This window comes from Variovorax sp. EBFNA2 (assembly GCF_033802765.1).
Classification (GTDB): domain Bacteria; phylum Pseudomonadota; class Gammaproteobacteria; order Burkholderiales; family Burkholderiaceae_C; genus Variovorax; species Variovorax paradoxus_H.
In genome coordinates this window covers 5,541,554-5,567,901 of the sequence record NZ_CP138496.1, presented here as the reverse complement: position 1 = coordinate 5,567,901, position 26,348 = coordinate 5,541,554, and the positions used below count along the sequence as shown (strand labels likewise).

The 26,348-nt window shown below is 67.0% G+C and carries 18 protein-coding genes and 1 tRNA gene; 7 read left to right on the top strand and 12 right to left on the bottom strand.

Translation table 11 applies throughout. From position 1 onward, the window contains the following. On the top strand, nt 1-1,659 hold the full coding sequence (locus RZE79_RS26185) for a Mur ligase (RefSeq protein ID WP_319357466.1): 1,659 nt from the start codon (nt 1-3) through the stop codon (nt 1,657-1,659). 374 nt (nt 1,660-2,033) lie between these two features. Here RZE79_RS26185 and RZE79_RS26180 read toward each other — a convergent pair whose 3' ends face one another. The 9 genes from RZE79_RS26180 to RZE79_RS26140 all read right to left on the bottom strand — a co-directional run bounded on the left by RZE79_RS26180 (nt 2,034) and on the right by RZE79_RS26140 (nt 13,642). Next, complete coding sequence (locus RZE79_RS26180; protein WP_319357465.1) at nt 2,034-2,579, bottom strand: hypothetical protein; 546 nt, start codon at nt 2,577-2,579, stop codon at nt 2,034-2,036. Next, on the bottom strand, nt 2,566-4,170 hold the full coding sequence (locus RZE79_RS26175; protein ID WP_319357464.1) for an anti-phage dCTP deaminase: 1,605 nt from the start codon (nt 4,168-4,170) through the stop codon (nt 2,566-2,568). Before RZE79_RS26175 ends, RZE79_RS26180 begins: the two co-directional genes overlap by 14 nt. A gap of 247 nt (nt 4,171-4,417) precedes the next feature. Further along, nucleotides 4,418-4,492 (bottom strand) — tRNA-Arg (locus RZE79_RS26170). 64 nt (nt 4,493-4,556) lie between these two features. Beyond that, a complete protein-coding gene (locus tag RZE79_RS26165; RefSeq protein ID WP_319357463.1) occupies nt 4,557-8,666 on the bottom strand; it encodes a translocation/assembly module TamB domain-containing protein in 4,110 nt (1,369 codons plus the stop codon). Between the two features lie 8 nt (nt 8,667-8,674). Further along, nucleotides 8,675-10,609: a BamA/TamA family outer membrane protein gene (locus RZE79_RS26160; protein ID WP_319357462.1), complete on the bottom strand. Its 1,935-nt coding sequence runs from the start codon at nt 10,607-10,609 to the stop codon at nt 8,675-8,677. Between the two features lie 58 nt (nt 10,610-10,667). Continuing rightward, nucleotides 10,668-11,855 carry a VWA domain-containing protein gene (locus RZE79_RS26155; protein ID WP_319357461.1) on the bottom strand — a complete coding sequence of 396 codons (1,188 nt, stop codon included), beginning with the start codon at nt 11,853-11,855 and terminating at the stop codon, nt 10,668-10,670. Between the two features lie 31 nt (nt 11,856-11,886). Beyond that, complete coding sequence (locus RZE79_RS26150) at nt 11,887-12,474, bottom strand: GNAT family protein (RefSeq protein WP_319357460.1); 588 nt, start codon at nt 12,472-12,474, stop codon at nt 11,887-11,889. Between the two features lie 54 nt (nt 12,475-12,528). Further along, nucleotides 12,529-12,783 carry a hypothetical protein gene (locus tag RZE79_RS26145; RefSeq protein WP_056577818.1) on the bottom strand — a complete coding sequence of 85 codons (255 nt, stop codon included), beginning with the start codon at nt 12,781-12,783 and terminating at the stop codon, nt 12,529-12,531. Between the two features lie 4 nt (nt 12,784-12,787). Beyond that, nucleotides 12,788-13,642, bottom strand: coding sequence for a MoxR family ATPase (locus tag RZE79_RS26140; RefSeq protein ID WP_099792867.1), 855 nt, complete (start codon nt 13,640-13,642; stop codon nt 12,788-12,790). Between the two features lie 150 nt (nt 13,643-13,792). On the opposite strand from RZE79_RS26140, the gene RZE79_RS26135 reads away from it, so the two are divergent. Next, nucleotides 13,793-14,485: a cytochrome c gene (locus RZE79_RS26135; RefSeq protein WP_153282090.1), complete on the top strand. Its 693-nt coding sequence runs from the start codon at nt 13,793-13,795 to the stop codon at nt 14,483-14,485. A gap of 81 nt (nt 14,486-14,566) precedes the next feature. On the opposite strand, the gene pcaG is transcribed toward RZE79_RS26135, so the two are convergent. Both pcaG and pcaH read right to left on the bottom strand, forming a co-directional pair. Beyond that, nucleotides 14,567-15,178, bottom strand: a complete 612-nt coding sequence (gene pcaG, locus RZE79_RS26130; protein WP_319357459.1) for a protocatechuate 3,4-dioxygenase subunit alpha — start codon at nt 15,176-15,178, stop codon at nt 14,567-14,569. Between the two features lie 11 nt (nt 15,179-15,189). Next, nucleotides 15,190-15,912, bottom strand: a complete 723-nt coding sequence (gene pcaH / locus RZE79_RS26125; RefSeq protein WP_319357458.1) for a protocatechuate 3,4-dioxygenase subunit beta — start codon at nt 15,910-15,912, stop codon at nt 15,190-15,192. Nucleotides 15,913-16,015: 103 nt separating this feature from the next. Between pcaH and RZE79_RS26120 the strand changes: the two genes are divergently transcribed. Continuing rightward, entirely contained in the window at nt 16,016-17,011 is a 996-nt protein-coding gene (locus RZE79_RS26120; RefSeq protein WP_319357457.1) for a LysR substrate-binding domain-containing protein, read from the top strand. Between the two features lie 7 nt (nt 17,012-17,018). Here the strand turns inward: RZE79_RS26120 and RZE79_RS26115 are convergent, their stop codons facing one another. After that, nucleotides 17,019-17,453, bottom strand: a complete 435-nt coding sequence (locus tag RZE79_RS26115) for a DUF1841 family protein (RefSeq protein ID WP_062482964.1) — start codon at nt 17,451-17,453, stop codon at nt 17,019-17,021. Between the two features lie 309 nt (nt 17,454-17,762). Here RZE79_RS26115 and RZE79_RS26110 point away from each other — a divergent pair, with 309 nt between their 5' ends. The 4 genes from RZE79_RS26110 to RZE79_RS26095 all read left to right on the top strand — a co-directional run bounded on the left by RZE79_RS26110 (nt 17,763) and on the right by RZE79_RS26095 (nt 26,326). Further along, nucleotides 17,763-22,238: a hypothetical protein gene (locus tag RZE79_RS26110; protein ID WP_319357456.1), complete on the top strand. Its 4,476-nt coding sequence runs from the start codon at nt 17,763-17,765 to the stop codon at nt 22,236-22,238. Between the two features lie 90 nt (nt 22,239-22,328). Then, complete coding sequence (locus RZE79_RS26105) at nt 22,329-22,826, top strand: OmpA family protein (RefSeq protein WP_153282094.1); 498 nt, start codon at nt 22,329-22,331, stop codon at nt 22,824-22,826. 111 nt (nt 22,827-22,937) lie between these two features. Beyond that, nucleotides 22,938-26,036, top strand: a complete 3,099-nt coding sequence (locus tag RZE79_RS26100) for a glutamate ligase domain-containing protein (protein ID WP_373696510.1) — start codon at nt 22,938-22,940, stop codon at nt 26,034-26,036. Then, entirely contained in the window at nt 26,033-26,326 is a 294-nt protein-coding gene (locus RZE79_RS26095; protein WP_319357454.1) for a hypothetical protein, read from the top strand. The genes RZE79_RS26100 and RZE79_RS26095 overlap by 4 nt, the downstream gene beginning before the upstream one ends. Nucleotides 26,327-26,348: the final 22 nt, after the last annotated feature.

The window sequence follows — 26,348 nt, the reverse complement described above, 5'->3', positions numbered from 1 at the left end:
TTGCTGGCCAAGGCACGCCCTGCAGGCTCCGAACTGTGGGATGAGTGCCGCGCGGCCTCCCCGGGCCCCGCCGGGAAACCCGGCGTGCTCTTCATGTCGGCCTGCACCGGCCAGGAACGCGCACATGTCGTCGTGGCGCGTGGCAAGGACTTCGGTGCCACGTGGCAGCGTGGCGCGCAATTGCTGAGCGCATGGCAACGCAAGCAGGCCGCCCTGCAGATCCTCTGGGTGCGCGTCGACGTGGTCCACACGGTGCACGCAATGAACTGGGCGACCTTGACCCAGGGCCTCACAGTCACCAAGCGCAATTACTTCCGCTTCGGCATTGCCTTCGACGAAGAATTCACAGTGGCGATGCTCGAGCCCGAGATCGCCGCGAATGCGGTGCTCTACGACAGCACCGTGGACAACGCAACGCCGAACGAGGCCAACCTCAGGCGCTATGGCCGACGCCGCTTCGGCCGCGAGTTGACCTGGCCGTTGCAGCCGACGGACCGGGTGTGGTTGTTCGAGACCCGCGCCGTCTTCACCGACGGCAAGGCACTGCACCGTGTCGAGCACCAGGGGCGCAACCGGGGCCATCGCGTCTTGCCAGGCTGGAACCCGGCGTACGTTCAAGAAGTGATTGCCACGAGCACGAACTATCTCGCGCGGCAGGTCACGCCTTCGGGCAAGTACCAGTACGGCTGGTTCCCGTGCTTCGATCGCCCTATTCCCACCTACAACACCTTGCGGCATGCCAGCTCCACCTATGCCTTGCTGGAAGGCTGGGAGCTCACGGGCGATCCGCGGCACAAGGTGGCAATCGACAAGGCGCTCGCCCACCTGACCGGCAACCTCATCCACCACGCGACGCTGCCGTCGGGTGCGCAGGCCGCGTTCCTCGTGGACGAAGGCGACGAGATCAAGCTCGGCGGCAATGCCGTCTGCCTGCTGGCGCTGTCGAAATACACCGAGCTGACCGGCGACACGCAATACCTCCCGTTGCTCGAGGCACTGGCGCTCGGCATCGTCCATATGCAGGACGCTTCGACGGGGCGCTTCGTGCACGTGCTTCACCATCCGGACCTGACCGTGAAGCAGGAGAGTCGCATCATCTATTACGACGGCGAGGCCGCCTTCGGTCTGATGCGGCTTTACGGCCTGACCCGCGACCGGCGATGGCTACGCAGTGCCGAACTGGCCTTCAACTACTTCATCGAGGCCGAGCACTGGCGGGCACACGACCATTGGCTGGGCTACTGCGTCAACGAAATCACGCTGTACAAGCCCGAGGCCCGGTACTACCGCTTCGGTCTGGACAACGTGCGTGACCACCTGGACTTCGTGCTCGAACGCATCACCACCTTCCCCACCTTGCTGGAACTGATGATGGCGGCCGAAAAGATGATCGTGCGCCTGCAATCCACGCCCGAGTTGTCGCATCTGCTGGAAGGCTTCGATCTCGACAAGTTCCACCTGGCGTTGGAACAACGGGCCAGGTACCTGATGACGGGGCATTTCTTTCCCGAGCTGGCGATGTTCTTCAAGAACCCGGGGCGGGTGGTGGGGAGCTTTTTTATCCGGCACCACAGCTTCCGGGTCCGGATCGATGACGTGGAGCACTACCTTTCCGGCTACGTGGCGTATCGGAAGTATTTGCAGCGTGTCGGGTCGTGACGGAGTGAAGGTTGCGCTGGATTTCCTCCGCTTGTGTCGCCAAGGGCACGACGTGATCGACCTTCATCTTTGCACCGGCAATGCGCCACTCGCCCGGTCTAGATTGATCTCTGCCCAATCGGTCGTTCGCCACTCACTAGATCGGACAAAGATCAGGGGGAGCGCTTCAGCGGGGCAACGGTGCTGGGATGGCCGTTATAGGCACGGGTTGATCGGATCACGTCGCCGACTCTCTTGGGCTTCGTAACGGCAGCGACGTGCCTGCTCGTTTTCGAGGCCGGGCTTCGATCAGGTCGGCGGTCAGTGCTGCTCTGCCAATTCTGACACTACTGCGAAGCGAAACACTTGCCCGCAAAGCTGCTTGCAATATCGCACTACATTCTCAGCAGCTCGGTGTCGTCCGTTCGTTGAAGAATCATGGCTTCATCCATTTTTAAAGCGGAAAAAGCTGAGCCAAGTGCTTCACTGCTCCGTAGTAAAAAGGCTGCGTCGTCGACTAAGACAATTGCGGGACCTGCGCTTGAGCTTGACGCTTCGATTTCACTAACGATAGATCGCCACAATGTTTTGTATGCGGAATCTTCCTCAAAGTAGGAGTTAATGCCCGACCTTCCAAACATATCTTTGTAGTCGATATTTGAGGCTTCAAAGAAAGAAAACGCTTGAGCTCTCGTTGGGCGAACGAAATCTAGTCGAGGCGCGATACGCAGGTCAATAATTGTAGAAGCCATTATTGCGGTCGCAAAGCGGCAAAAAACATCTGAGGCTCGAAAGGATGAGGTCAGAACAAAAATCAAATCACGAGGCGCACAGAACGGAAGCGACAACTGGACTGCTTTTTCCGCTTCACGGGTTTTTGCGTCAAATTCCACGCTTCGTTGGCGACGGTCAAATAGGGAGAAGACGTTACTTTTTGTCATTATCGGGTCCTTCTTCGAGACTAGTCTCAAGTTGGCGATAACTCTTTTCTAATAGGCCGGTTGCCCATTCTGGCGGGGCGACGTGAAGCTCTCCAAGCTCATTTTTCAGCTTGCGATGCTTCATAAAGGCGCGAGCGTAAAGCTTGGGCGCGACACCAGTGAAGGGCCTGAACAACACTTTAGTCGGCTTGGCTTGGGGGTTGGCAAGCCATTTTGTGAATGTTTGTTCGATTGCATCACTATGCAGCTCAAAAGCTCGGCTCTTCGGATACGGTTCGATATATTGAACTTCCTCTACCCCCGCTGATACGACATGTCGAGCGCAGTAATGGCATGGGAAAGTAGTAACGAACAATTTGGTGCCCACTGTAGGGGCACCAGCACGCGCGGCACTTAGGAGTGCATCCATTTCAGCATGGACTGCTCTACTAAATTCGAGGAGACGCCCTAGAGCAGTTTTTTTAAGTTCTTCACGAATCTTTTTCTGATCGGGGATGTTCCTCAGCGCGGGAATTGCATTGATTACTTCCGTAATCATTTCATCTTGGACTCTTGTGTTGCTGCAATATTTGTTTGTAATCGCGCAACGATGGTCAATTGATTCGGTTTCAACTTCTAGGCCGAGTTGCCCGCCATAAACGCCACCACCGAATCGTGGAACTTCGTTTGTTCCTGTTGAAATCAAATTTCCTTTGTTATCCGTAAGAGCAGCCCCGACTTGACGCGAAAGGCACGCACTTCTCATTTGCGCTCCTGTTGCGTGAAACATTCCTATTTCGCTTGGCGTAGGGCGAACAATCTTCTCACCAATCAATATATCTAAAAGTCGACCGAGCTTTTCGCTAACAACCCATTCTTTGTTTTCTATTTTCTTGGCTTGATCAACGTACCGATCGGGCGTGTTGTCTACAAAAAAATCTGCCAAGTGAAATGTGTCGGATACATGTTGCCCCCACTTATCACTTGCATCTTCGTCGCGTCGCATGAAGACATCAATTTGAGCAGAGCTTGAATCTGAGCACTTCCCATCTTGCAGGCGCTTTTTGCGTGTGGTGGTGTCGCAAACAACACCGATCAAGCAAAACGCCTCTCTGTAGACGGCTCTTAGCAATTTAACTTCCGCAGGATGTTTGAGTGAATCTAAAACGTAGATTCGCTGGGCTTTTTTAGGAATTCCTTCTCCTGCATGAAGCTGCGTCACCCCTGCGGCTGCGTCAGAATCGTCCCATTCAATTCGTGCCGCCTTAATGGCTGATACAAGCAGAGATCCTACTGCGGCAGTGTCTTCTTTTCGGAGGTTGTCGCCGGCGTCCTGTAAAAAAGTTGCTCGCGTAAGTCGAGCAGCTTCGGCTGCAATTTCGTTTCCATTTTGCTTTGCCGCATTTTCAATTACGGTGCTGGCTTTAATAATTTTAATTTCCGCACCCTCGATTGAGGCTTTGGATAGAGTCGCCAACGCCTCTGCGACCCACGTCGTACCCGACCCAACTGGTCCAACCACAGCAAAAATTAGTTCCGGTGAGGCTTGTTCGTTTAACACTGTCCGAGCATCGCGGCGCTTGAAAGTGCTAACAACAGAGCTGGCTGGCAAGGCGGCGCTTGGCACGGACATCGATTCCCCCCGGACAACTGATTGCAAAATGTTACGAACAGTGTAGCGTTTGCTACGGTCGTAGGGTGTGGGGATTGCCCTCGCCTGGACCATTCAATTGGTCCAGAAAAGACAGCAGTTTTTATGCCTTCGATGGGCGTACCGCTCGCATCGCATAAGGAAGGTGAGGGCGTTCGTCCCAGCTCTGTCCCGCTATGCAAAAAAAGCTTACAAATCAAGACTTTAGTGGTGCCCTCGACAGGAATCGAACCTGTATCTGAGTCTTAGGAGGACCCCGTTCTATCCATTGAACTACGAAGACTGTGCGCGCTGCTGTTGCTGCGGCAGCGCGGCCCGAACTTTACCAGTTTGGGGTGTCCGCACCCTCAGTCGTACTTCACCGTATAGATCAGGTCGACCCCGCTCGTCTGTCCCGCCTGGCCCCGCAGCGTGAGTCGCTTGGTCAGGTCGTAGAAGATGAAGATCGTGCCGAAGGTGCCGCCCAGGCTGCGTTCGTAGGTGATGTAAAAGTCTTTGGACAGCCGCTTGCCGAGCGTGACGGCCGACTCGCGCAGGTCGCCGCCGTTGCCGGGGCCCTTGAAGCCGAGTTCGTCCAGGCCGAAGCGGCTGGCCAGGCTGCCGCCGGTGTTGGTGCCGCCGATCTTGCCGAGCAGCGACAGAGCGGCCTGCTGCAAGAGGGCCGATTCGCCGCCGCTGGTGGCCGAGGCTCGGCCCAAGATGACCCATGACAGCGTTTCGGCGTCGGACAGCGCGGGCTCGGCGTAGAGCTTCACGCGGGGCGACTGCGCGGAGCCGGTGATCTGCACGCCGGCGCGCTGCGCGATGTTCGGGCGGATGGCCAGGATGTCGAGCGCGGGGTTGTCGAACGGGCCGTTGAAGCGCGCGATGCCGGTCTCGACATCGAGCTGCTGGCCGTAGGCGCGGTACTGGCCCTTCACGGTCTTCACTTCGCCGGTGATGCGCGGCGGAGCATCGAGGCGGGTGCTGCGGATTTCGAGTTCGCCTTCGAGCCGCGTGGTGATGCCGCGGCCCTGCACGGCGAAGTCGTCGCCGAGGTCGAAGGTGACGACGATGTCGGGCGGCTTGGCGGTCTGGGGCTTGTTGGCGGCCTTGGCCGCCTGGGCGTCGGCCTTGGCGGCTTCGCGCTTCGCGGCCTCGGCGTCTGCCTTGTCCTTGGCGGCCGAGCGCACGACGACGTCGCTGCCCAGGCTGGGCGCGGTTTCGTCGGGCAGGATGATGACGGCGCGGTCGGTCTTGAGCTTGCCGCGCACGTTGAACTGGCCGTTGTCCAGCCGCGCCTGCAGGTTGCCCGACAGCGACACCTGGCGGTCGGTGCGCACCAGCACGCGCAGGGCGCGCAGCTCGGCCTGCAAGGCCATGCGGATGCCGGTGCTGGTCGTGCTGTTGTTGCTGCCCCAGCTGAGGTCGCCGCGCGCGGTGAGTGAGCCGCCGTCGGTGCGCGCCTCGCTGGCGGCGGTGCTGCGGTTGCCGCTCTGGCCGCCGATGCGCGCGCTGCTGCCGGCGCCACCCTTGAGCGTGAACTCGGCAATTTCGAGGCGGTCGCCGGTGAGCGAGGCGCGCAGGCGGCCGTCGCGCAGGTCGAGGCCTTCGACGGGCGCGCGCAGCGCGAGCTGGTCGGCGCCGAGCGTGCCGTTCCAGCGCGGCGCGGTGCGGCTGCCCGACAGGGTGGCGTTGGCGTCGAGCGTGCCGGCGATGCGCCAGCCGGGCGGCGCAAGCATCGACCACACGCCCAGGTTGGGCAGCGCGGCGCGCAGCGTGCCGTTGAGCGGCGCGTCGGGCGCCCACTGCCAGCCGCCGCTGCGCTGCTGCATGCGGGTGCCGAGTTCGGCGTCGAGGCGGCCGGCGCGTTCGCTGTCCCAGGCCAGGGTGGCGCGCACGGCGTCGCCTTGCGCGTCGAGCTGCAGTTCGGCGCGGCGCAGGCCCGCCGGGGTGGCGGTGAGATCGACGCCGTTGACGTCGTTGGTGCCGCTGGCCGAGCTCATGGTGCGTTCGCTCGCGGTGCCGGTCCCGGTGCTGGTGATGCGGGTGACGAGCGCGGCCTCGCCGGCCTGCACGCGGATGTCGCCGCTCTGGCGCGCAAGGCGGGCCTTGGCGCGCAAGGTGTCGCCGGCGTCGATGTCCCAGTCGCCGTTGAACAGCAGGTCGCCGCTGATGCCGAGTTCGCTCAGCGTGGCGTTGGCGCCGAGCGCGCCGGCCCAGGCCATCGGCAGGCCCTGCATCTGGCCCTTGGACTGCAGGCGAAACACGCGGTTCGGTGCGGCGCCGCTCTGATTGAAGCGCAGCGGCTGCCAGTCGATGCGCACGGTGCCGGGCAGCGGGCCGCGCAGGGTGGCCTCGGCGGCGGAAGCTTCGACGTCGAGGCGGTTGTCGGCGGCGCGCACGGTGGCCGTGACTTCGCGGCCCAGCTCCAGCACCCAGGGGCCCTGGCCGGGGCGCGCGGTGGCGGTGTCCTGCGCCTGCAGGCGCAGGCTGGCGAGGGTGGCGCGCCACTGGTTGGCGCTGGCGAGGCCGCCGCTGGCGCGCGTGTCGAGCGCCAGCTTCTGCGTGCCGGTGGTGGCTTCGCCCTTGAGCGTCAGCGTGGCCTGGGCAATGCTGCCGGCGAGGTCGGCCTGCAGCTCGCGCAACTGCACGTTGGTGGCCGTGCCACCGGGCTGGGCGGCGGGCAGGTTCAGATCGAGGCGCGGCACGGCAAGCGCGGCCTTGAGGCTGGGCTCGGCGCTGCTGCCGCGCGCGGTGGGGGCGCCGGGGTTCTCGATGCGGCGCTGCACGGTCTGCCAGCCGCCTTGCCAGCTGGCGTCGAGGCGGGCGCTGCCCTTGGCGCTGGCGTTCGCGAACACGCCCGACAGGCCCGGCAGGCCTTGCACCCAGCGCTGCATCGCTTCGGCGTCGTCGATGCGCGCCTTGAGGTCGCCGCCGCCGGTGCTGGGCGCGATGCGGCCGTCGAGTTGCGCGCTGCCGCCCGGCAATGAAAGGTCGAGCTTGCCGCTGGCGGCCTGATCGGCCACGCGCACCTGCAGCTTGCCGTCGATGCGGGCGCGCATGGCTTCGACGCGCAAGGTGCGCAGGTCGAGCACCTGGTCTTTCCACTGGCCCTGCGCCAGTGCGCGGTCGAGGCCGAAGCCGGGCAGCGCCTTGCTGCCGGCGCCGCCGTTGCCTTCGGCGCGGAGGGCCACATCGAAGACGAGGGTGTCGGAATCTTCGGCCTGCCGTGCGCTGATCTGCCCGCCGACGGGCGCGCCCGACAGCTCGCTGTACAGCGCGCCGGGCCGCACGCCGCGCACGGTGGCGCGCACCTGCCAGGGCGAGGGCGCGGGGCTCCAGCTGCCTTCGGCGTCGATGCGGCCGCCGCCGGCGCGCACGGTGGCTTCGGGCACGGTCCAGGTCGTGCCGTCGAAGCCGACCTGCGCCTCGACCTGCTCGACCGGCAGCTTCTGTTGGTCCCACGGGCCGGCGACGGCGTTGCGGATGTCGGCCGAGGCCTTCCATGCGGCGGGCCCGGTGGCGGCGTCGGGCGTGAGTTCGACGGTGCCGGTGAGCCGGGTCTGCGGCGCGCCGGGCCAGAGGCTGGCGGCGTCGACGTTGCGCAGGTCGGCCTTGGCATCGACCACGGGCTGCGGCAGCCAGGGCGCGATCTGCGCGCGCAGTTTGGCTTCCATCGGCGCTTCGGCGTTGGGCTCGGTGGGTTGCAGGTCGGCGGCGACCTGCAGGCGCGCCTCGGGGCCGGCCAGCGTGCCCTTCACAGACGCCTTGGCCTGCACCTCGATGTGGCGGTCTTCGGCGAGCGGGGCTTTCACGCGGCCGTCGAGCGTGGCGTCGAGCGCCATCGGCGCCGGGCCCTGCAGCCGCACGCGGGCGCTGTAGTGGCCGTCGGCGATGTCTACGCCTTCGATGTCCAGCGCGTGCTGCGCGCCGAGGTAGCTGTAGCGCCCGGCGAGGCCGGTGGCCTGCAGCGGAGGCGGGCCGGCCCAGCGCAGTTCGTCGATGCGGAAGGGCACCTCGGCCACCTCGACGGGCAGCGCGACCTGCGCGAGCGGCTCGGTCGGCGTGTCGCTGGGCGGGCCGCGGCGTTCGATCGACAGGCGCGCGGCGTGGATCTCACCGAGCTGCACCTTGCGCTGGAACAGCGGCGCGAGCTGCCAGCCGAGCGTGGCGTCGTTCACCTCGACCGCGAGGGTTTCGCTTTGCCATTTGAGCCAGCCGATGCGCCCGCCGGTGCGCAGCGAGCCGGTCACGTCGCGGCTTTCGAGCGTCTGGCCCGCGGGCAGGCGTTGCGCGGCCTGTGCGAGCGCGAAGGCCAGCGAGGTGTTCGAGCCGAGCCACCACCAGGTGCCGGCGGCGAGCAGCAGCACGACGAGCAACAGGCCCGCCAGCGTCCAGCCCAGCGCGCGCAGCACGCGACGGCTGCGCGAGCGGGGACGGGGACTGGTCGGGGCTGCGGCGGGCGTGGTCGGCATGAAGCGGGTCAGAAGGTGAAGCCGAGACGGAAGTGCAGGCGGAATTTCTTCGAGTCGACGCCGTAGGCCAGGTCGGCCTGCACGGGGCCGACGGGGCTGCGCCAGCGCGCGCCGACGCCCACGCCGACCTTGGGCTTGAGCTCGCCGGGCTTGTCGGCCACGGCGCCGGCATCGACGAACACCACGCTCTCCCATTCGGTGAGCTTGTCCTTGTAGACGAAGGGGCGCTGCCATTCGAGGCTGGCCACGCCGAGGTAGCGGCCCGCCACGGTCTGGCCGTCGGCGCGCACGGTGCCGATCTGCTTGTAGCTGTAGCCGCGCACGGTGGTGTCGCCGCCGGTGAGGAACATCAGCGTGGACGGGATCTGCGCGATGTCCTTGGCGGCGACGGCGCCGGCCTCCAGGCGCATCTGCAGCCGGCTGCGGCGTGCGCGGGCGTTCTTGTCGTCGGCCGCGCCCAGCGGCAGCACGCCGAGAAAGCGCGCGTAGGTGCGGGTGAAGGGCAGCTGTTGGCCCGTGAGCGTGTAGCCCGCGGCCATTTCGAGCGCCAGGCCGTAGCCGCGCGAGGGCGACGCGTTGTCGTCGAAGTAGCCACCGGTCCAGCCCCAGTTGGCGGTGACGGCCGAGGCCGAGGGCGGCGCGTCGATGCCGCGGTTGTGGGCGTAGTCGTACTGCAGGAAGTAGCTGCGGTCGATGTGGTCGCTCGACTTGTTGCGCCCGCCGCGCAGCCGGCCGCTGTCGACCACGTAGCTGCCCGACTGCTCGCTCTTGAGTTCGCCGCCGGCAAACCAGCGCCAGCCGCGGTCGTTGGGCACGGCGTTCCACTCGGTGCCCAGCGACTGGATGTCGTTGTCCAGCGAGAGCCGCGACACCGCGCGCCAGCCGAGCAGCGGCATGCGGTTGTGGGTGTGGTCGATCGACAGGCGCGGGCCGTTGTCGGTGGTGAAGCCGACGCCCATCACCACCTTCTGCAGCGGCGCTTCACGCAGCTGGGCGATCACGGGCGCGGCCAGCGGCGTGTTGTTGTCGGTGTCGAGCGTGAGGAACACCGAGTCGTAGTAGCCGCTGCTGGCCAGGCGCTGCTGCGCGTCGAGCAGCTTCTGCTGGTCGTAGTCGGTGCCGGTGGGCAGGCGCGCGATGCGGCGCGCGGCGTCGGCGTCGTAGCGCTCCACGCCGCGCAGCACGAGCGGGCCGAACTTGTAGGCCGGGCCCGATTGATAAGTTACGCCGAGGCGGGCCTCGTGGCGGTCGGCATCGATCTCGGCGCGGCTGACTTCCACGCTGCCGGTGGGAAAGCGCCTGGCCGTGAGGCTGCGCAGCGCGGTGGTCTTGGCGTCGTCCCACGCCCCTTGGGTGAAGGGCTCGCCGGCGCGCAGCGCCCAGCCGGTGCGGATGGCGTCGCGCTGCGCTTCGGCGGTGGGGTCGTCGGCGATCTGGCCGCTGTAGCGGATCTGCACGGTCGACACTTTGGTCCGCTCGCCGGGCGCGACGGTGATGACGACCTCGCGCGGGGCCTCGGTGCTGTCGGGCGTTTCCTTGAGTTCGAGCGTGAGCGTGGGCGTGAAGTAGCCGAGCGTGCCCAGCAGTTCGCGCGCGTTGGCCTCGGCCGCGACCATGAGGCGCGAGACCTCGGTCACGCCCAGGTCGTCGAGCTCGCGGTAGCGCTGGATTTCGAGGTGGCGCGTGAGGTAGTCGCGCTCGGTCTCGGGGCCACGCACGTCGACGGTGAAGGCGCGGCGCCGGCCGTCGGCCTTGGCCTTGCCGTCGTCGTCCTTGGCGGTGTCGCCTTTGCTGTCGCCACTGCGCACCACGCCGACCGTGGACGCGCCCGTGTCCGCCGCCTCTTTTTTAGGCAGCAGGCTGCAGCCTTGCAAGAGCAGGACGCCGGAAAAAAGCAAAGCCGGCCACAACGCCGGCGAAAGAACGGATGCCACCCTGACCATGGGGGCATTCTGACAGCACACGTGTGACGCGTGCCCCCCGCTTGTGCGGGGCTGCGGGTTACTTGGACAGCATGCGCATCGCCTCTTCGAGGCCGCGCAGCGTGAGCGGATACATGCGGTTGGACATGAGTTGCTGCATCACCGCGATGCTCTGGCGGTACTGCCACACGCCCTGGGGCTCGGGGTTGATCCAGGCGAATTTGGGGAAGGTGTGCGTGAGGCGCTGGATCCATTCGGCGCCGGCCTCTTCGTTGTTGTATTCGACGCTGCCCCCAGGTTGCAAAATTTCGTAAGGACTCATCGTGGCGTCGCCCACGAAGATCAATTTGTAGTCTTTGTTGTACTTGCGCAGGATGTCCCAGGTCGCGAACTTCTCGGAGAAGCGGCGCTTGTTGTTCTTCCACATGAAGTCGTAGACGCAGTTGTGGAAGTAATAGAACTCCAGGTGCTTGAACTCGGTCTTCACTGCCGAGAACAGCTCTTCGACGCGCTGGATGTGCTCGTCCATCGTGCCGCCCACGTCCATCAGCAGCAGCACCTTGACGTTGTTGTGGCGCTCGGGCCGCATCTTGATGTCGAGGTAGCCGGCGTTGGCCGCGGTCGAGTGGATGGTGTTGTCCAGGTCCAGCTCTTCCACGTTGCCTTCGCGCGCGAACTTGCGCAGCCGGCGCAGCGCGACCTTGATGTTGCGCGTGCCCAGTTCCTGCGTGTCGTCGTAGTCCTTGTAGGCGCGCTGGTCCCACACCTTCACGGCACTGCGGTTCTTGCCGGCGCCGCCGATGCGGATGCCCTGCGGGTTGTAGCCGCCGTTGCCGAAGGGCGAGGTGCCGCCCGTGCCGATCCACTTGCTGCCGCCCTCGTGGCGCTCTTTCTGTTCTTCGAAGCGCTTCTTGAGCGTTTCCATGAGCTCGTCCCAGCCCATCTTCTCGATCTTGGCTTTCTCTTCGGCCGTGAACTCGCGCTCCAGCGTCTTCTTGAGCCAGTCGAGCGGCACTTCCTTGGTGAAGTCGGTGAGCATCTCGACGCCCTTGAAGTAGGCGGCGAAGGCGCGGTCGAACTTGTCGTAGTGCTTCTCGTCCTTCACGAGCGCAGTGCGCGAGAGGTAGTAGAAGTCGTCGATGCCGTAGGCACCGTCGGAGTTCGGGCCCACCACGTCGGCCTTGAGCGCCTCGAGCAGCGTGAGGTATTCCTTGACCGACACCGGCAGCTTGGCCGAACGCAGCGTGTAGAAAAAGTCGATGAGCATGGGGTGCGCTCCTTGTGTGTCGTCGCCGGTGTCAGTCGCGCGGCCGGTCGAGCAGGTACTGCAGCTGGGCCTTCACCTCGGGCCATTCGCCCGCGCGCAGGCTGTACATGACGGTGTCGCGGATGGTGCCGTCGCGGCGCATCACATGGCCGCGGATCACGCCGTCTTTCTTCGCGCCCAGGCGCTCGATGGCGCGCTGCGAGGCGAAGTTGAAGTTGTCGGTGCGCCAGCCCACCACGTTGCAGCCGAGCGTGTCGAACGCGTGCGTGAGCATCAGCAGCTTGCAGGTGGTGTTGACGTGGGTGCGCTGGCAGCGCGCGGCGTACCAGGTGTAGCCAATTTCGACGCGCTTCACGCCCGGCAGGATGTCGTGAAAGCTCGTGCTGCCCAGCACCGTGCCGGTGGCCTCGTCGGTCACGGCGAAGGCGAAGCGGTCGGCCGTTTTGAGGGCGGTCTCGATGTAGGCGCGCGTGTCCTGCGGCTCGGGCACGGAGGTGACGCGCAGCTTCCACAGCTCGCCGTCGGCGGCCGCGGCGCGCAGGCCGTCTTCGTGGGGGAGTGCAAGCGGCACCAGCGCGATGCCGCGGGCCTTCAGGGTGACAGGTTCGACGAACGCCATATCAGGAGACTCTCTCGTGAGCAGTGGGGCAGGGGCTCGGCTTGTGGCGGCTTCTCAGCCGCGCGGGTTGCCGTACTTGCGCGTGTACCAGGCACGCGCCAGTTGCACGCCGGCGCCGCCACCCAGGCCGATCAGCAGGATGCCGAAGATTTCCTTGTTGCCGTAGCCGCCCGCGCCGAAGGCGTCCAGGCCCAGCAGCAGGCCGATGCCGCGGCCGAGCAGGGCGCCCGCCACGAACAGCACCGCCTGGGCAATGCCCAGCTTCATCAACTGGCCGGTGGAATGCGGCGGTGGCTGTTGCTGGCTCATGGGCTCAGCGGTTGTTGCGTTGCATGAAGACGAGCTTCTCGAACAGCGTCACGTCTTGCTCATTCTTGAGCAGCGCGCCCACCAGCGGCGGCACGGCGACCTTGTCGTCCTTGCTTTGCAGGGCTTCGAGCGGAATGTCTTCGGCCACCAGCAGCTTGAGCCAGTCGAGCAACTCGGAGGTCGAGGGCTTCTTCTTCAGGCCGGGCAGGTTGCGCACGTCGTAGAAGGTTTTCATTGCCGACGTGAGCAGCTCCTGCTTCAGGTTCGGGAAGTGCACGGCGATGATGTGCTTCATCGTCTCGGCATCGGGGAACTTGATGTAGTGGAAGAAGCAGCGGCGCAGGAACGCGTCGGGCAGTTCCTTCTCGTTGTTCGAGGTGATGAACACCAGCGGACGGTGCTTGGCGCGAATGAGTTCGCGCGTCTCGTAGCAGTAGAACTCCATGCGGTCGATTTCGCGCAGCAGGTCGTTCGGGAATTCGATGTCGGCCTTGTCGATCTCGTCGATCAGCAGCGCGACCGGCTGGTCGGCCGTGAAGGCCTGCCACAGCACGCCCTTGATGATGTAGTTCTGGATGTCCTTCACGCGCTGGCCGCCGTCCACGTCGGCGAGCTGCGAGTCGCGCAGGCGGCTCACGGCGTCGTATTCATACAGGCCCTGTTGCGCCTTGGTGGTCGACTTGATGTGCCACTGCAGCAGCGGCATGTCGAGCGCTTGCGCCACTTCCTCGGCCAGCATGGTCTTGCCGGTGCCGGGCTCGCCCTTGACGAGCAGCGGGCGCTGGAGTGTGATGGCCGCGTTGACCGCCAGCATCAGGTCCTGAGTGGCGACGTAGTTGTCTGAGCCCTTGAATTTCATGAGTGGAGCGGAGGCAGGGTGGAGAAAAGAACACACTCGAACTGCATTGCGCAGCCTCTTGTGCAGCTCGCGCGAGGTTCCCGTGGGACCCTTGCATATAATCGAATGTTGATTCGAAAAACTGTATCTCCACGAGATTGTGCGCGCAAAATGAACAAGTTGTTGACCACGATGTTTGCCCTTGCTGTCGCTTGCGTGACGCTCTCGGCACAAGCCCAGCAAGTCACTGGCAAGCCCCAGGACGGCGCCAAGAAGGTCCAGATGTGTGTGGGCTGCCACGGCATCATCGGCTACCAGGCGAGCTTCCCCGAGATCCACAAGGTCCCGATGATTGCGGGCCAGAGCGCCACGTACATCTCAGCCGCGCTCACCGCGTACAAGGGTGGTGACCGCAAGCACCCGACGATGCGCGCCATCGCCGACAGCCTCACCGAACAAGACATCGCCGACCTCTCGGCCTACTACAGCCAGCTGGGCGTGAAGGAAGGCGATGCGCCTCCGGCCGCACCGGCCAAGGCCGCGTCCGAGAACGTCCAGGCGCTCATCGCGCGCGACAAGGACAACAGCTGCACCAAGTGCCACGGCGCCAACTTCAACACGCCGAACGACGGCACCGTGCCCAAGCTGGCCGGCCAGCACGCCGACTACCTGTTCGTCGCGCTCAAGTCGTACCGCGTGAAGAACAATCCCCACCTCGGCCGTTCGAACGCCGTGATGGCCGCACAGGTCGAGCCCAAGAAGTTCACCAACGCCGAACTGAAGACCCTGGCCACCTACATCAGCTCGCTGCCCGGCGAACTGAAGATCGTACCGGAGTCGCGCCTGCATCACGCGCCTCAGTAAGCCAAGCCAGTTCGCAAGACTGGTGCCCCCAAGAGAAAGCCCGCGGATGCGGGCTTTTTTTCGTCCGGATTTTCCCGGGGGTCAGACGTCGAAGAAGACCGTCTCTTCCGCGCCCTGCATGCGGATGTCGAAGCGGTACGTCACCGCGCCGCCTTGCTCCACGCGCTCGGCGATCAGCGTGTGGCGGCGATCGGCCGGCACGCTCTGCAGCACCGCGTCTTTCGCGTTGGCTTCGGCTTCGTCGCTGAAGTACACGCGCGTGAACGCATGCAGCAGCAGGCCGCGCATCAGCACGATCACGTTGATGTGCGGTGCCTCGCCGGGCGCTTGTGCGCCGGGCTTGACGGTGTGGAACACGAAGCGGTGCTGCGCATCGGTGCCCGTGCCGACACGGCCGAAGGCGCGAAAGCCCAGGGCGCGGGCCTCGTCGGATGTCTGCGGGTAGCGGCCTTCGCCGTCGGGCTGGCTGATCTCGATCAGCGCGTCATGGATCGTATTGCCGTCGCCGTCGATCACGCGGCCTTCGAGGCGGATGCGCTGGCCGCTGGCGGTGTCCAGCGCCAGCACGGCGTCGAAGGGCTGGTTGAAGTTGTAGCCGTACTGCGTGGCGGTGAGGCCGTACGCAAAGTAGGGGCCCACGGTCTGGGACGGGGTCTGGCCGAAGTCGGCTTCCTGGGCGGTCATCAATGGCATGGGAAATCCTTTCAGCGGTTCTCGAACGGCGTTTCATCGGCGCCGCGCAGCACCATGTCGAACTGGTAGCCGAGGGCGTAGCCTTCCTCGGTGATGTCGAGGCTGAAGTCGGCAATGAGGCGGTTGCGGTAGCGCTCGGGCGTGCCGGTGACCATGGGGTCGTACTGCAGCAGCGGGTCGCCGGGGAAGTACATCTGCGTCACGAGGCGGCTGGCGAAGCTCTGGCCGAACAGCGACAGGTGGATGTGCTGCGGGCGCCAGGCGTTCGGGTGGTTGCCCCAGGGGTAGGCGCCGGGCTTGATGGTGAGGAAGCGGTAGCGGCCTTCGCTGTCGGTCAGGCAGCGGCCCGCGCCCAGGAAGTTGGGGTCGAGCGGGGCGTCGTGCTGGTCGACCTTGTGCACGTAGCGGCCCGAGGCGTTCGCCTGCCAGAGCTCGACCAGCGTGTTGGCGACCGGGCGGCGGCGCTCGTCGAGCACCTGGCCCCTGAGGATCATGCGTTCGCCCAGCGGCTCGCCGTTGACGCGCGCGTTGCGCGTGAGGTCGTGGTCGAACTCGCCGATGCTGTCGTGGCCGTACACGGGCTGCTGCAGCTCGCCGAGCGAGGCCTTCAGCGGAATCAGCGGCTTCTGCGGGCCGCGCTTGCCGGTCGACTTGTAGCCGGGGTAGATGTAGCTGGGGTGGGCGTCCCAGTCGCGCGGGGTGAGTGTGGGCTGGGCACCTTGGGTCTTGGTCATGTACGTTGTCTCCTGTCGTGGGACGAATCCGGAGCCCGCACTGTAGAAGTCGCAATCAATGATGTAAATTGAAGATTGTTCCAGTTTCAATAACCAGAAGGCATTGAAAAAGTCTCCCGCCGAGCTTCGCCAGGATTTCGTGCGCAACGTGCAACTGCGGCACCTGCGCGCCTTTGTCGCGGTCGCGCAGGAGCGCCACCTGGCGCGCGCGGCCGAGCGGCTGGCGCTGAGTCAACCGGCGGTGTCGAAGACGCTGTCGGAGCTCGAGGCCGTGGTCGGCACCCGCTTGGTGGACCGCAGCCAGGCCGGCCGCCGCGGCGTGCAGGGCCTCACGCCGGCCGGCGAACAGCTGCTGGCCCACGCCCTGCGCGTGCTCGAAGCGATGGACGCCAGCGCGCAGGCGGTGGCCCCGGCGGCGGGCGGGCGCATCGAGCGCCTGCGCATCGGCGCCTTGCCCAGCGTGGCGCCCGCGCTGTTGCCGGTGGCGCTGGCGCGGCTGCGCGAGGGCTGGCCGGCGGTGCAGATCCTGGTGAAGAGCGCGGCCAACGCCGTGCTGCTCGATGAGCTGCGCGCCGGCGAGCTCGACCTCGTGGTCGGCCGCATGAGCGATCCGCGCCTCATGGGCGGCCTGAGCTTCGAGCTGCTGTACACCGAGCCGCTGGTGTTCGCCGTGCGCGCCGGCCATCCGCTTGCACTCAAGGCAGCGCCGGTGCAGGCGGTGCTCGACTATCCGCTGGTCGTGTACGGCGAGGGCACGGCGCCGCGCCACAACACCGAGAGCTTCCTGTCGGCGCGCGGCCTGACGCTGCCGCCCAATGCCTTGCAGACGCTCGACGTGGCGGTGGCACGTGCGCTGGTGGCGGTGTCGGATGCGGTGTGGATCACGCCGCTGGGCGCCGCGCGCAGCGAGCTGGCCGACGGCCGCCTGGTGCGCCTGCCGATCGACACCACGGGCACCGAAGAGCCCGTCGGCCTCCTGCAGCGCAGCGAGGCCGAGCCGTCGCCGTTGCGCGCCGCGATGGCGGGGCTGCTGCGCGAGGCGGCAAAGGCGCAGGGCGCGCTGCCGTCGCGAAAAGGAACGCCGCGCAACGTCGGCTGAGGGTTCGTCAGTCCTTCGTCGCTCGACGCTGCACGCACGCCACGTAGCCATCGCCATCGGGCGGACGCCCGGCGCGCTGGCTCTCCCACATCATCTGACCCAGGCAATCCATCGCCTCGTGATGCGCGTGCAATAGCGAGCCGCGACGCGCGGCCAGCAGCTCGACCGCCTGGCGGATGCCGCGCGGCTGGTCGATGGAGCACTGCTCGCTGATCGACAGGTGCATCGACAAGTGAAGGAATGGGTTCTCGCGGCCGTTCGATCCGTCGTAGACCCGCGCCACCGCCGCGTCGGCGTCGATCAGGTCCTCGTGGTACTCGGGGTGCTCGTCGATCCAGCCGGCCGCGATGGTTTCCAGCGGCTCCATCGGCAGGCCCTGCCGGTGCTTGGCGTACACGTCACAGAAGAAGCGGCGCACGTCTTCCTGGGAGGGATTGAACATATAGATAGAGGAGAGAGGAAGGGAGAAGAAGAGAAAGAAAAAACAGGCGGCGCGGTGTGCATCGCGGCCCGGTGGAAAGTGCGAGAGACACGTCCGGCGTTCCGGGTGCGTGGCGTTACATCGTTACGTAACGAATCGCGAAATGAGGTCTTTGTGAGCGGTTTCGGCGGCCGGCATGCGACGCGGTTTTCAGAAAAATTCTCATACAAATCAATCACTTGAAGCGCCAGCGAGGCCTCGTTGGCACGGCGGCGGAAAAGCGGCACGCAAGTTGCCCCTGTAGATGCATCTTTTGTCACAGAGGCTGCCATGACCGCTCCACAAGCATCGACCGTTTCGACCGAAGGGCTCTCCGCCAATGGCGCTGCGCCCGTGCTTCTTGCCCAAGCCACCGTCACGCCGCTGGGCGCGCCGGGTATGAGCGCCGGCGCCTCCGCCGCGCCTGCGGCCGTGGCGTCTTCCAGCGTGGGCACATTGTCCAATGCTACGCCCGGCGTTGCAGTGATGCGCGAGGGTGTCCGCATTCCGGTGGACGGCAATCAGACCCTGATGGCCGGCGACCGCGTGATCGTGCCGGACGGCGGCCAGGCCAACGTGCTGTTCCCCGGATCGGCCTCCAACAAGGCGCCGCTGGCCGGCGTCTTCACCGGCGGCACCGATGCCACCATCGGCTCGACCAAGCTGCCCGGCGGCCTCGAACAAGTGAACGTGGACGTCGCCTCGGGCGACCTGCAAGTGACCCCGCCGGACAGCGACGCCGACGCGGCCGCTCTGGCAGTGACCAAGAAGACCGCAGCAGGCAGCGGCATCGGCCTCGGTGAATTCGCGCTGGGCGCCCTGGGCGCCGCGGCGCTGGGTGCTGCGCTCAGCGGCGGTGGCAGCGACGGTGGCACCACCGGCTTCCCGCTGTTCGTGGGCGGCCCGGGCGGTGAGTCCGATGCGGACGCTGATTCGGACTCGGATTCCGATTCGGACTCGGACAGCGATTCGGACTCCGACTCGGATTCGGATTCGGATTCGGATTCGGATTCGGATAGCGACTCGGATTCCGACAGCGATTCGGACAGCGACTCTGACTCGGACAGCGACAGCGACAGCGACAGCGACAGCGACAGCGACTCCGACAGCGACTCCGACTCCGACTCCGACTCCGACTCCGACTCCGACTCCGACTCCGACTCCGACTCCGACTCCGACTCCGACTCCGACTCCGACTCCGACTCCGACTCCGACTCCGACTCCGACTCCGATTCCGACTCCGACAGCGACTCGGACAGCGACTCCGACTCGGACAGCGACTCTGACTCTGACTCGGACAGTGACTCCGACTCGGACAGCGACTCTGACTCTGACTCGGACAGTGACTCTGATTCGGACAGCGACTCGGATAGTGACTCGGACAGCGACTCCGACAGCGACAGCGACTCTGACTCGGACTCCGACTCGGACAGCGACGCAGACGCGGACAGCGATGCCGACGCAGACGGCGACAGCCTGCTCAACCCCGCGGACGGCATCCTGGGTGGCGCTGTCGGTGGCCTGGATGACGCGCTCGGCCTCGGCGGCTCGCTCACCCCGGTGTCGGAGACGGTCGACAACCTGACCGACGTCGTCGACGACGTGCTGGCTCCGCTGCTCGGCGAAGAGTTCCAGGCCAACGACCCGAACCAGTTCGACCCGATCGACGACACCGTCGGCAGCATCACCGACCCGCTCGGCGGCGTGCTGAGCCCGGTGCTCGATCCGCTGCTCGGTGCCGGCGCCGCCGGTGCCATTGCGGACGGCCTGCTCGGCCAGGTCGACTACGTGACCGACGCGCTCAACAACGGGCTCGAGAACCTCGTCGGCGACAACGGCATCGTCAGCGGCCTCACCGACGCCCTCGGCCTCGGCGGCGTCACCGACGAACTGCTGGGCGACGACGGCGCGCTCGGCGGCCTGCTCGAGAACGTGCTCGGCGAAGGCAGCCTCGTGGAAGGTGTGCTGGCCGAAGACGGCCTGGTCGGTGGCCTGCTGGCACCGGACGGCCTGGTCGGCGGCCTGCTGGGTGAAGACACCGCCGTCGGCGGCCTGCTCGACACCGTGCTCGGCGACGACGGCCTGGTCGGTGGTCTGCTCGGCGACGGCGCTGTCGGCAACCTGACCGGCGGCCTGCTCGGCGCGGAAGGCCTGCTGGGCGGCCTGCTCGGCGACGAGGGCGCGGTCGGCGGCCTGCTGGGTGACGACGGCCTCGTGGGTGGCCTGCTCGGCGGAGACGGCGCACTGGCCGGCCTCGCCGGTTCGGAAGGCCTCACCGGCGAACTGCTGGGCCAGGGTGGCCTCGTCGACAACCTGCTCGGCCAGGACGGCGCGATCTCCGGCCTGCTCGCAGACAGCCCGCTGGGCGGCCTGCTCGGCGGCGACGACGGTCTGCTGGGCGGCGTGCTCGGCGGTGTCATCGGCGAAGGCGGCCCCATCGGCGGCCTGCTCGGCAACGACGGCCTGGTCGGCGGTCTGCTGAGCGACGACGGCCTGCTGGGTGGTGTGCTCGGCAACGACGGCCCCCTGGGCGGCCTGCTGGGTGACGACGGCCTGGTCGGTGGTCTGCTCGGCGATGCCGGCCCCATCGGCGGCCTGCTCGGCGGCGACGGCGTGCTGGGCGGTGTGCTCGGCGACAACGGCTTGGTCGGCGGTCTGCTCGGCGGCACCGGCCCCATCGGTGGCCTGCTCGGTGACGACGGCCTGCTCGGCGGCCTGCTGGGCGAAGACGGCCCGCTGGGCGGCCTGCTCGGCGGCGACGGCGTCGGCGGCCTGCTCGGACCCGACGGCGTGGTCGGCGGCCTCCTCGGCGAAGACGGCCCTGTGGGCGGTCTGCTCGGTGAAGAAGGCCTGCTCGGCGGTCTGCTGGGTGGCGTGGTCGGCGGCATCGGCGGTGGCGGCACCCCGGGCACCGGCGCGGCACTGCTCGACCCGGCCGACAGCGTGGTCGCCGGTGTGGTGGACGGCCTGAACGAAGGCGTGCTCGGCGATCTCGGCCTGGGCGACGTCCTGGCCCCGGTCTCGCAACTGACCGACGGCGTGACCGACACCGTCGACGGCCTGCTGGCCCCGGTGCTCGGTTCCAGCTTCACGCCGAACGACCCGAACGTGCTCGACCCGGCCGACGGTCTTGTCGACGACGTCACGGACGGCGTGGCCGACCTGGCCAGCCCGGTGGTCGACCAGCTGCTCGGCGCCGGCGCAACGAGCGGCCTGCTGACCGCGGTGGACACGCAGGTCGACTTCGTGACCGACGGCGTGGCCAACCTGATCGGTGGCGATGGCCTGCTGGGTGGCGTGCTCGGCGGTGACGGCGGCCTGTTGGGCGGCGTCCTCGGCGGCGACGGTGGCCTGCTTGGCGGCGTGCTGGGTGACGACGGTCTGCTGGGCGGCTTGCTCGGCGGCGAAGGCGGTCTGCTCGGCGGCGTGCTGGGTGACGACGGCCTCCTGGGTGGCGTCCTCGGCGGCGACGGTGGTCTGCTTGGCGGCGTGTTGGGTGACGACGGCCTGCTGGGCGGCGTCCTCGGCGGTGAAGGCGGTCTGCTCGGTGGCGTGCTGGGTGAAGACGGCCTCCTGGGTGGCGTCCTCGGCGGTGAAGGCGGTCTGCTCGGCGGCGTGCTGGGTGAAGACGGCCTCCTGGGCGGCGTCCTCGGCGGTGAAGGCGGTCTGCTCGGCGGTGTGCTGGGTGAAGACGGCCTGCTGGGCGGCGTCCTCGGCGGCGAAGGTGGTCTGCTCGGTGGCGTGCTGGGTGACGATGGTTTGCTGGGCGGCTTGCTCGGCGGCGACGGCGGCCTGCTCGGTGGCGTGTTGGGTGACGACGGCCTGCTGGGCGGCTTGCTCGGCGGTGACGGCGGCCTGCTCGGTGGCGTGTTGGGCGACGACGGCCTGCTGGGCGGCGTCCTCGGCGGTGACGGTGGTCTGCTTGGCGGCGTGTTGGGTGACGACGGCCTGTTGGGCGGCGTCCTCGGCGGTGACGGTGGTCTGCTTGGCGGCGTGTTGGGTGACGACGGCCTCTTGGGCGGTGTCCTCGGCGGTGACGGCGGTCTGCTTGGTGGCGTACTGGGTGATGACGGCCTTCTGGGCGGCGTTCTCGGCGGCGGCGAAGGCGGTCTGCTCGACGGCATCCTCGGTGACGACGGCCTGCTCGGTGGTGTCCTCGGCGGCGTGACCGGCGGCGACGCGGGCGGCCTGCTCGACGGCATCCTCGGCGACGACGGCCTGCTGGGTGGTGTCCTCGGCGGCGTGACCGGCGGCGACGCTGGCGGCCTGCTCGACGGCGTGCTCGGCGACGACGGCCTCCTGGGTGGCGTCCTCGGCGGCGACGGTGGCCTCCTGGGCGGCGTGCTCGGCGGCGACGAAGGTGGCCTGCTCGGCGGCGTCCTCGGTGACGACGGCCTGGTCGGCAGCCTGCTCGGTGCGGACGGCCTCGTGGGCGGCCTGCTCGGCGGCCTGACGGGTGGCGCTGAACCGGTGGCCGGCATCCTGGAACCGGTGACGAGCCTCCTCGACGGCTCGGCCGGCTCGGTGGTCACGACGGTGGTCGAAACGGTGACGACCGCGGTCGAACCGGTGACCGACATCCTGGCCGGCTCGTCGGCGACGGCTCCGGTGGGCACGGTCGTGACCGGTCTGCTGGACACCGTCGAACACACGGTGGCCCCGGTGCTCGACAACGTGCTCGCCCCGATCTCCAGCCTGGTCGATCAGAGCCCGACCGGCGGTGCCCTGGCCCCCGTGACCAACATCCTGCACGGCCTGCTGGGCTGATCCAAGGGATACGAAGAGGGAGGAAGGGAAACCTCGATAGCAAGCAGACAGGGACAGGCCGGCAGCGGCCTGTCCCGCGAAAGGACCGTCATGAACAAGAATTTCCGGATACTGGCCCTCGTGGCAATGAGCGCAAGCCTCGTTGGGTGCGGTGTGGCCTCCAAGACGGGTCGCGACGACGCGACCTACTACTACTCCAACAAGAGCCTGCGCGAAGTGCCCAAGGTGGAGCCGGCGCCCCCGGCGCCGCCGCCGAACACGCCGGCCAAGATCGTCTACTTCGACTTCGACAAATACGACGTCAGGGCGGGCGACCGCAGCATCGTCGAGGCGCACGCGGGCTACATGCGCAACCGGCCGGCGAGCCGCGTCGTGATCGAAGGCCACACCGACCTGCGCGGCGGCCGCGAGTACAACCTTGCGCTCGGCCAGCGCCGCGCCGAGGCCGTGCAACGCATGCTCACGCAGATGGGCGTGCCGGGCGAACGCATCGAAGCCGTCAGCTGGGGCATTGAAAAGCCCGCATCGCTTGCCACCACCGAGGAGGGCCATCAGCTCAATCGCCGCGCCGAGTTCAGCTACCGCTGAACCGGGTCCCCGCGATGATTCCGAGGGCAGTGCCCGGCTCGCGATCACGTCATCCAGGCGAGAGCAGATGACGGACGCGACCGGTCGCCGCCCGCATTCGACCGGAGCCGAATGATGTCCTTCTCAGACCAGCTCCACGCCTGCCACGAGCGCCTGGTGTCCGTGTGCGCGGCACTGCCCGCGCCGTACCCGGCCTTCACGCTCTTCTTCTCGGTGAGCGACGGCGCCCAGCGTGCACACGTGGTGCATGCACGGGCCGACGACTTCGAGACCGCCTGGCGCGAAGGCGCCGACCTCGTCGAGCAATGGGTGCGCGAGCGCGGCATCGTCTCGCCCTGGTTGCGCATCGACTGGGTCGAGGGCGCCAGCCCCATGGACTGGACGCAGTTCAAGACCCAGCTCACCGCGGTCAAGCGCAACTACTTCCGGCTCGGCCTGGCCTTCGACCAGGACTTCGGCTTCGCTTTCACCGAGCAGGAGCTCAACGCCAACGCCATGCTGTGCGGCGATTCGACCATCGCGCATTCGGTGGTGAACGTGCGCAACTTCGATGTGTATGCGCAGGCCCGCTTCGAGCACACGCTGCCGCTGGAAGCGTCGTCGGATCGCACCGTCTATCTGCTGGCCACGGTCGGCGTGTTCTGCCAGCCCGACGGCGTGGTGCACAAGCTCGTGGGCACGGGGCTCGACGCCGGCCGGCGCCAACTGCCGGCGCTCAACCCGCAGTCGGTGCTCGAGCTGGTGCGCAGCGGCTCGTCGTACCTGGCGCGCCAGATGCAGAGCGACGGCCTGTTCGTGTACGGCTACTTTCCGTGCTTCGACCGCCGCATTCCGACCTACGACGCGATGCGCCACGCGGGCACCGTGCACGCCATGCTCGAGGCCTGGGAGCTCACGCGCGACGACACGCTGCGCGCGGCCATCGACCGCGCCATCGACCACCTCACCGACGCGCTGATCCGCGACTACACGCTGCCCGACGGCCGCGAAGTGGCGTACCTCGTCGACACCGGCGGCGAGATCCGCCTGGGCGGCAACGCGGCCTGCGTGCGCATGTTCGTGCGCTACTGCGAACTGATGGAAACGCGCCACTGGCTGCCGCTGCTCGAGAAGCTCGCGCTGGGCATGGTCGCATTGCAAGACCCCATCAGCGGCCGCTTCGACCACGTGCTGCACGCGGCCGACCTGACGCTCAAGCAGGCCTCGCGCGTCATCTTCTACGACGGCGAAGCGGCCTTCGGCCTCATGCGCCTGTACGGCCTCACGCGCGATCCGCGCTGGCTGGCCTCGGTCGAGAAAGCCTTCGACCATTTCATTGCGAGCCAGCACTGGCAGTCGCACGACCACTGGCTCAGCGGCTGCGTGAACGAGCTCACGCACTGGAGCCCGCAAGAGCGCTACTTCCGCTTCGGGCTGCAGAACGTGGCGGGCTACCTGGACTTCGTGCTCGACCGCAAGACCACCTTTCCCACGCTGCTCAGCCTCATGCTGGCGGCGCAGCAGATGCTGCAGCGGCTCGAAAGCATGCCCGCCATGCGGCACCTGCTCGACGAGCTGGACACCGAAAAGTTCTACCGCGCGCTCGACTACCGCGCGCACTACCTGCTCAACGGCTTCTTCTGGCCCGAGATGGCGATGTACTTCCGCCGGCCGTCCACGGTCGTCGGCGCCTTCTTCGTGCGACACCACTCGTTCCGCGTGCGCATCGACGATGTCGAGCAGTACGTGACGGGCTTCGCGGCCTACCACCGCTACCTGCTCGACCGGCGCAGCCAGCCCGGCGGCCCGGGCCCTAGCGGCACTGGGGGCGGCGGCAGCGTGCGCGACGACGGCGCCGTCTGGACCGCCGGCGAGATGGCGCGCGTCACCGGCGGCGAATGGGTCGTCAAGCCCGAAGACGGCTGGCGTGCCACCGGCGTGACCCAGCGCACCTTCATGCGCAAGGGCCGCGTCGTGTTCGAACACCAGGCCCGGCCCTCGAAGACGCCGCTGGCCGCCGTCACGCTCAAGGGCGTGCTGCAGCCGGCCGCGGCCGTGCTGTGCACCGACCCCAAGCCGCACCTGGACAAGCGCGTGCCCGTGCTGCAGGTGGCCAACGTGCTGCAGGCCGTGCTCGAGCTGGGCGACCACGCGCGCACCGAGTTCACCGGCCGCGTGTGCGGCGTGCTCGGCAGCGGCGCGGGCAGCAGCACCGTGGCCGCCATGCTGGCCGGCGCGCTCACCGTGTGGGGCGAAGTGGCGCAGCCCGAGGGCAACATCAGCCTGCCGTCGGGCATTGCGTGGAACCTCACCTGCATGCCGCGCCATGCCGCCTACTGGGTGCTCGAGATGGGCACCTCGCACATGCCGGCCTCGGCGCAGCTCATGCGGCCGTCGCTCATCGTGGTGACCGGCATCTCGGCCGCCTCGCAGAAGCACCGCGGCCCGTCGGAGGCCGCCGCGCGGCTCGACTGCCGCATGTTCCAGGCCATGGCCCCGGGCGACCGCGTGGTGCTCAACCGCGACATGCCCGAGTTCGCCACCTTCGCCGAAGCGGCCATGGCGCACCAGCTGCAGATCGTGACCTACGGCGAGCACAAGGACGCCGACGTGCGCCTGCTCGCCTTCGACCACGGCGAGGTGCAGGCCGAGGTGGCGGGCGAGCCTTTTCAGCTGCGCCTGAATGCGCCGGGCCGCCACATGGGCGCGAGCGCCGTGGCCGCGCTGGCCGCGCTGCAGGCGCTGCGCCTGCCGCTGGCCGCGGCCGTCGAGCCCTTTGCGCACTTCGAGCCGCCGGGCGGACGCGGGGCGCTGCACACCATTCACATCGGCGGCGGAAGCTTCAAGCTGATCGATGAAACCTACGACGCCAACCCGAGTTCGATGCGGGCGGCGCTTGAGTTGCTGTCACAAGCCCCCTGCGAGCCTGCGCGCCGGGTGGCCATTCTGGGCGACATGCAGGAGCTGGGGCCCGCGGCGCAACGCCATCACCTCGACTTGGAGGCCGAGTTGCTGGCGTCGCAACCTGACCGCGTGCTCCTTTGCGGACCCTTGATGCGGGCGCTTCACACGCGCATCCGCACCAAGGTCCGCTCCCATTGGTTTGTCGATGTGTCCGACCTCTCCACCGCACTCGGCGGGCTGCTGCAACCAGGCGACTGGGTGCTGGCCAAAAGCTCCGCCGGTGTCGGTCTTTCCCGGCTCGCCCGGGTCCTGAAAGCACTGCCATGAGATGGAACGCATTGGTCCACATCCCCTATGAATCCGAACGCGAGGTACCCCCGCGGCGCTGGTGGCTGGGCTGGCTGCAGCTGCTGTGCGCCTGGGTGCTGCTGATGCTGCTGTGCGCCAACATCGCCCTCGCGTTTGCCGACAACCTGCCGTCCCCGTCCGGCCGCAGCGCGACCCGCACGTACGCCCATCCAGCGGTGAATTGCACGTCCAGGGACAGCGCCGCGCTGCAGGGAACGCATGGTGCGCAAGCGGCCGGTCCGGCGCAGGTTCGCGCACACCGATGCTGAGAGGCGTCAGAGGCGAATTTCT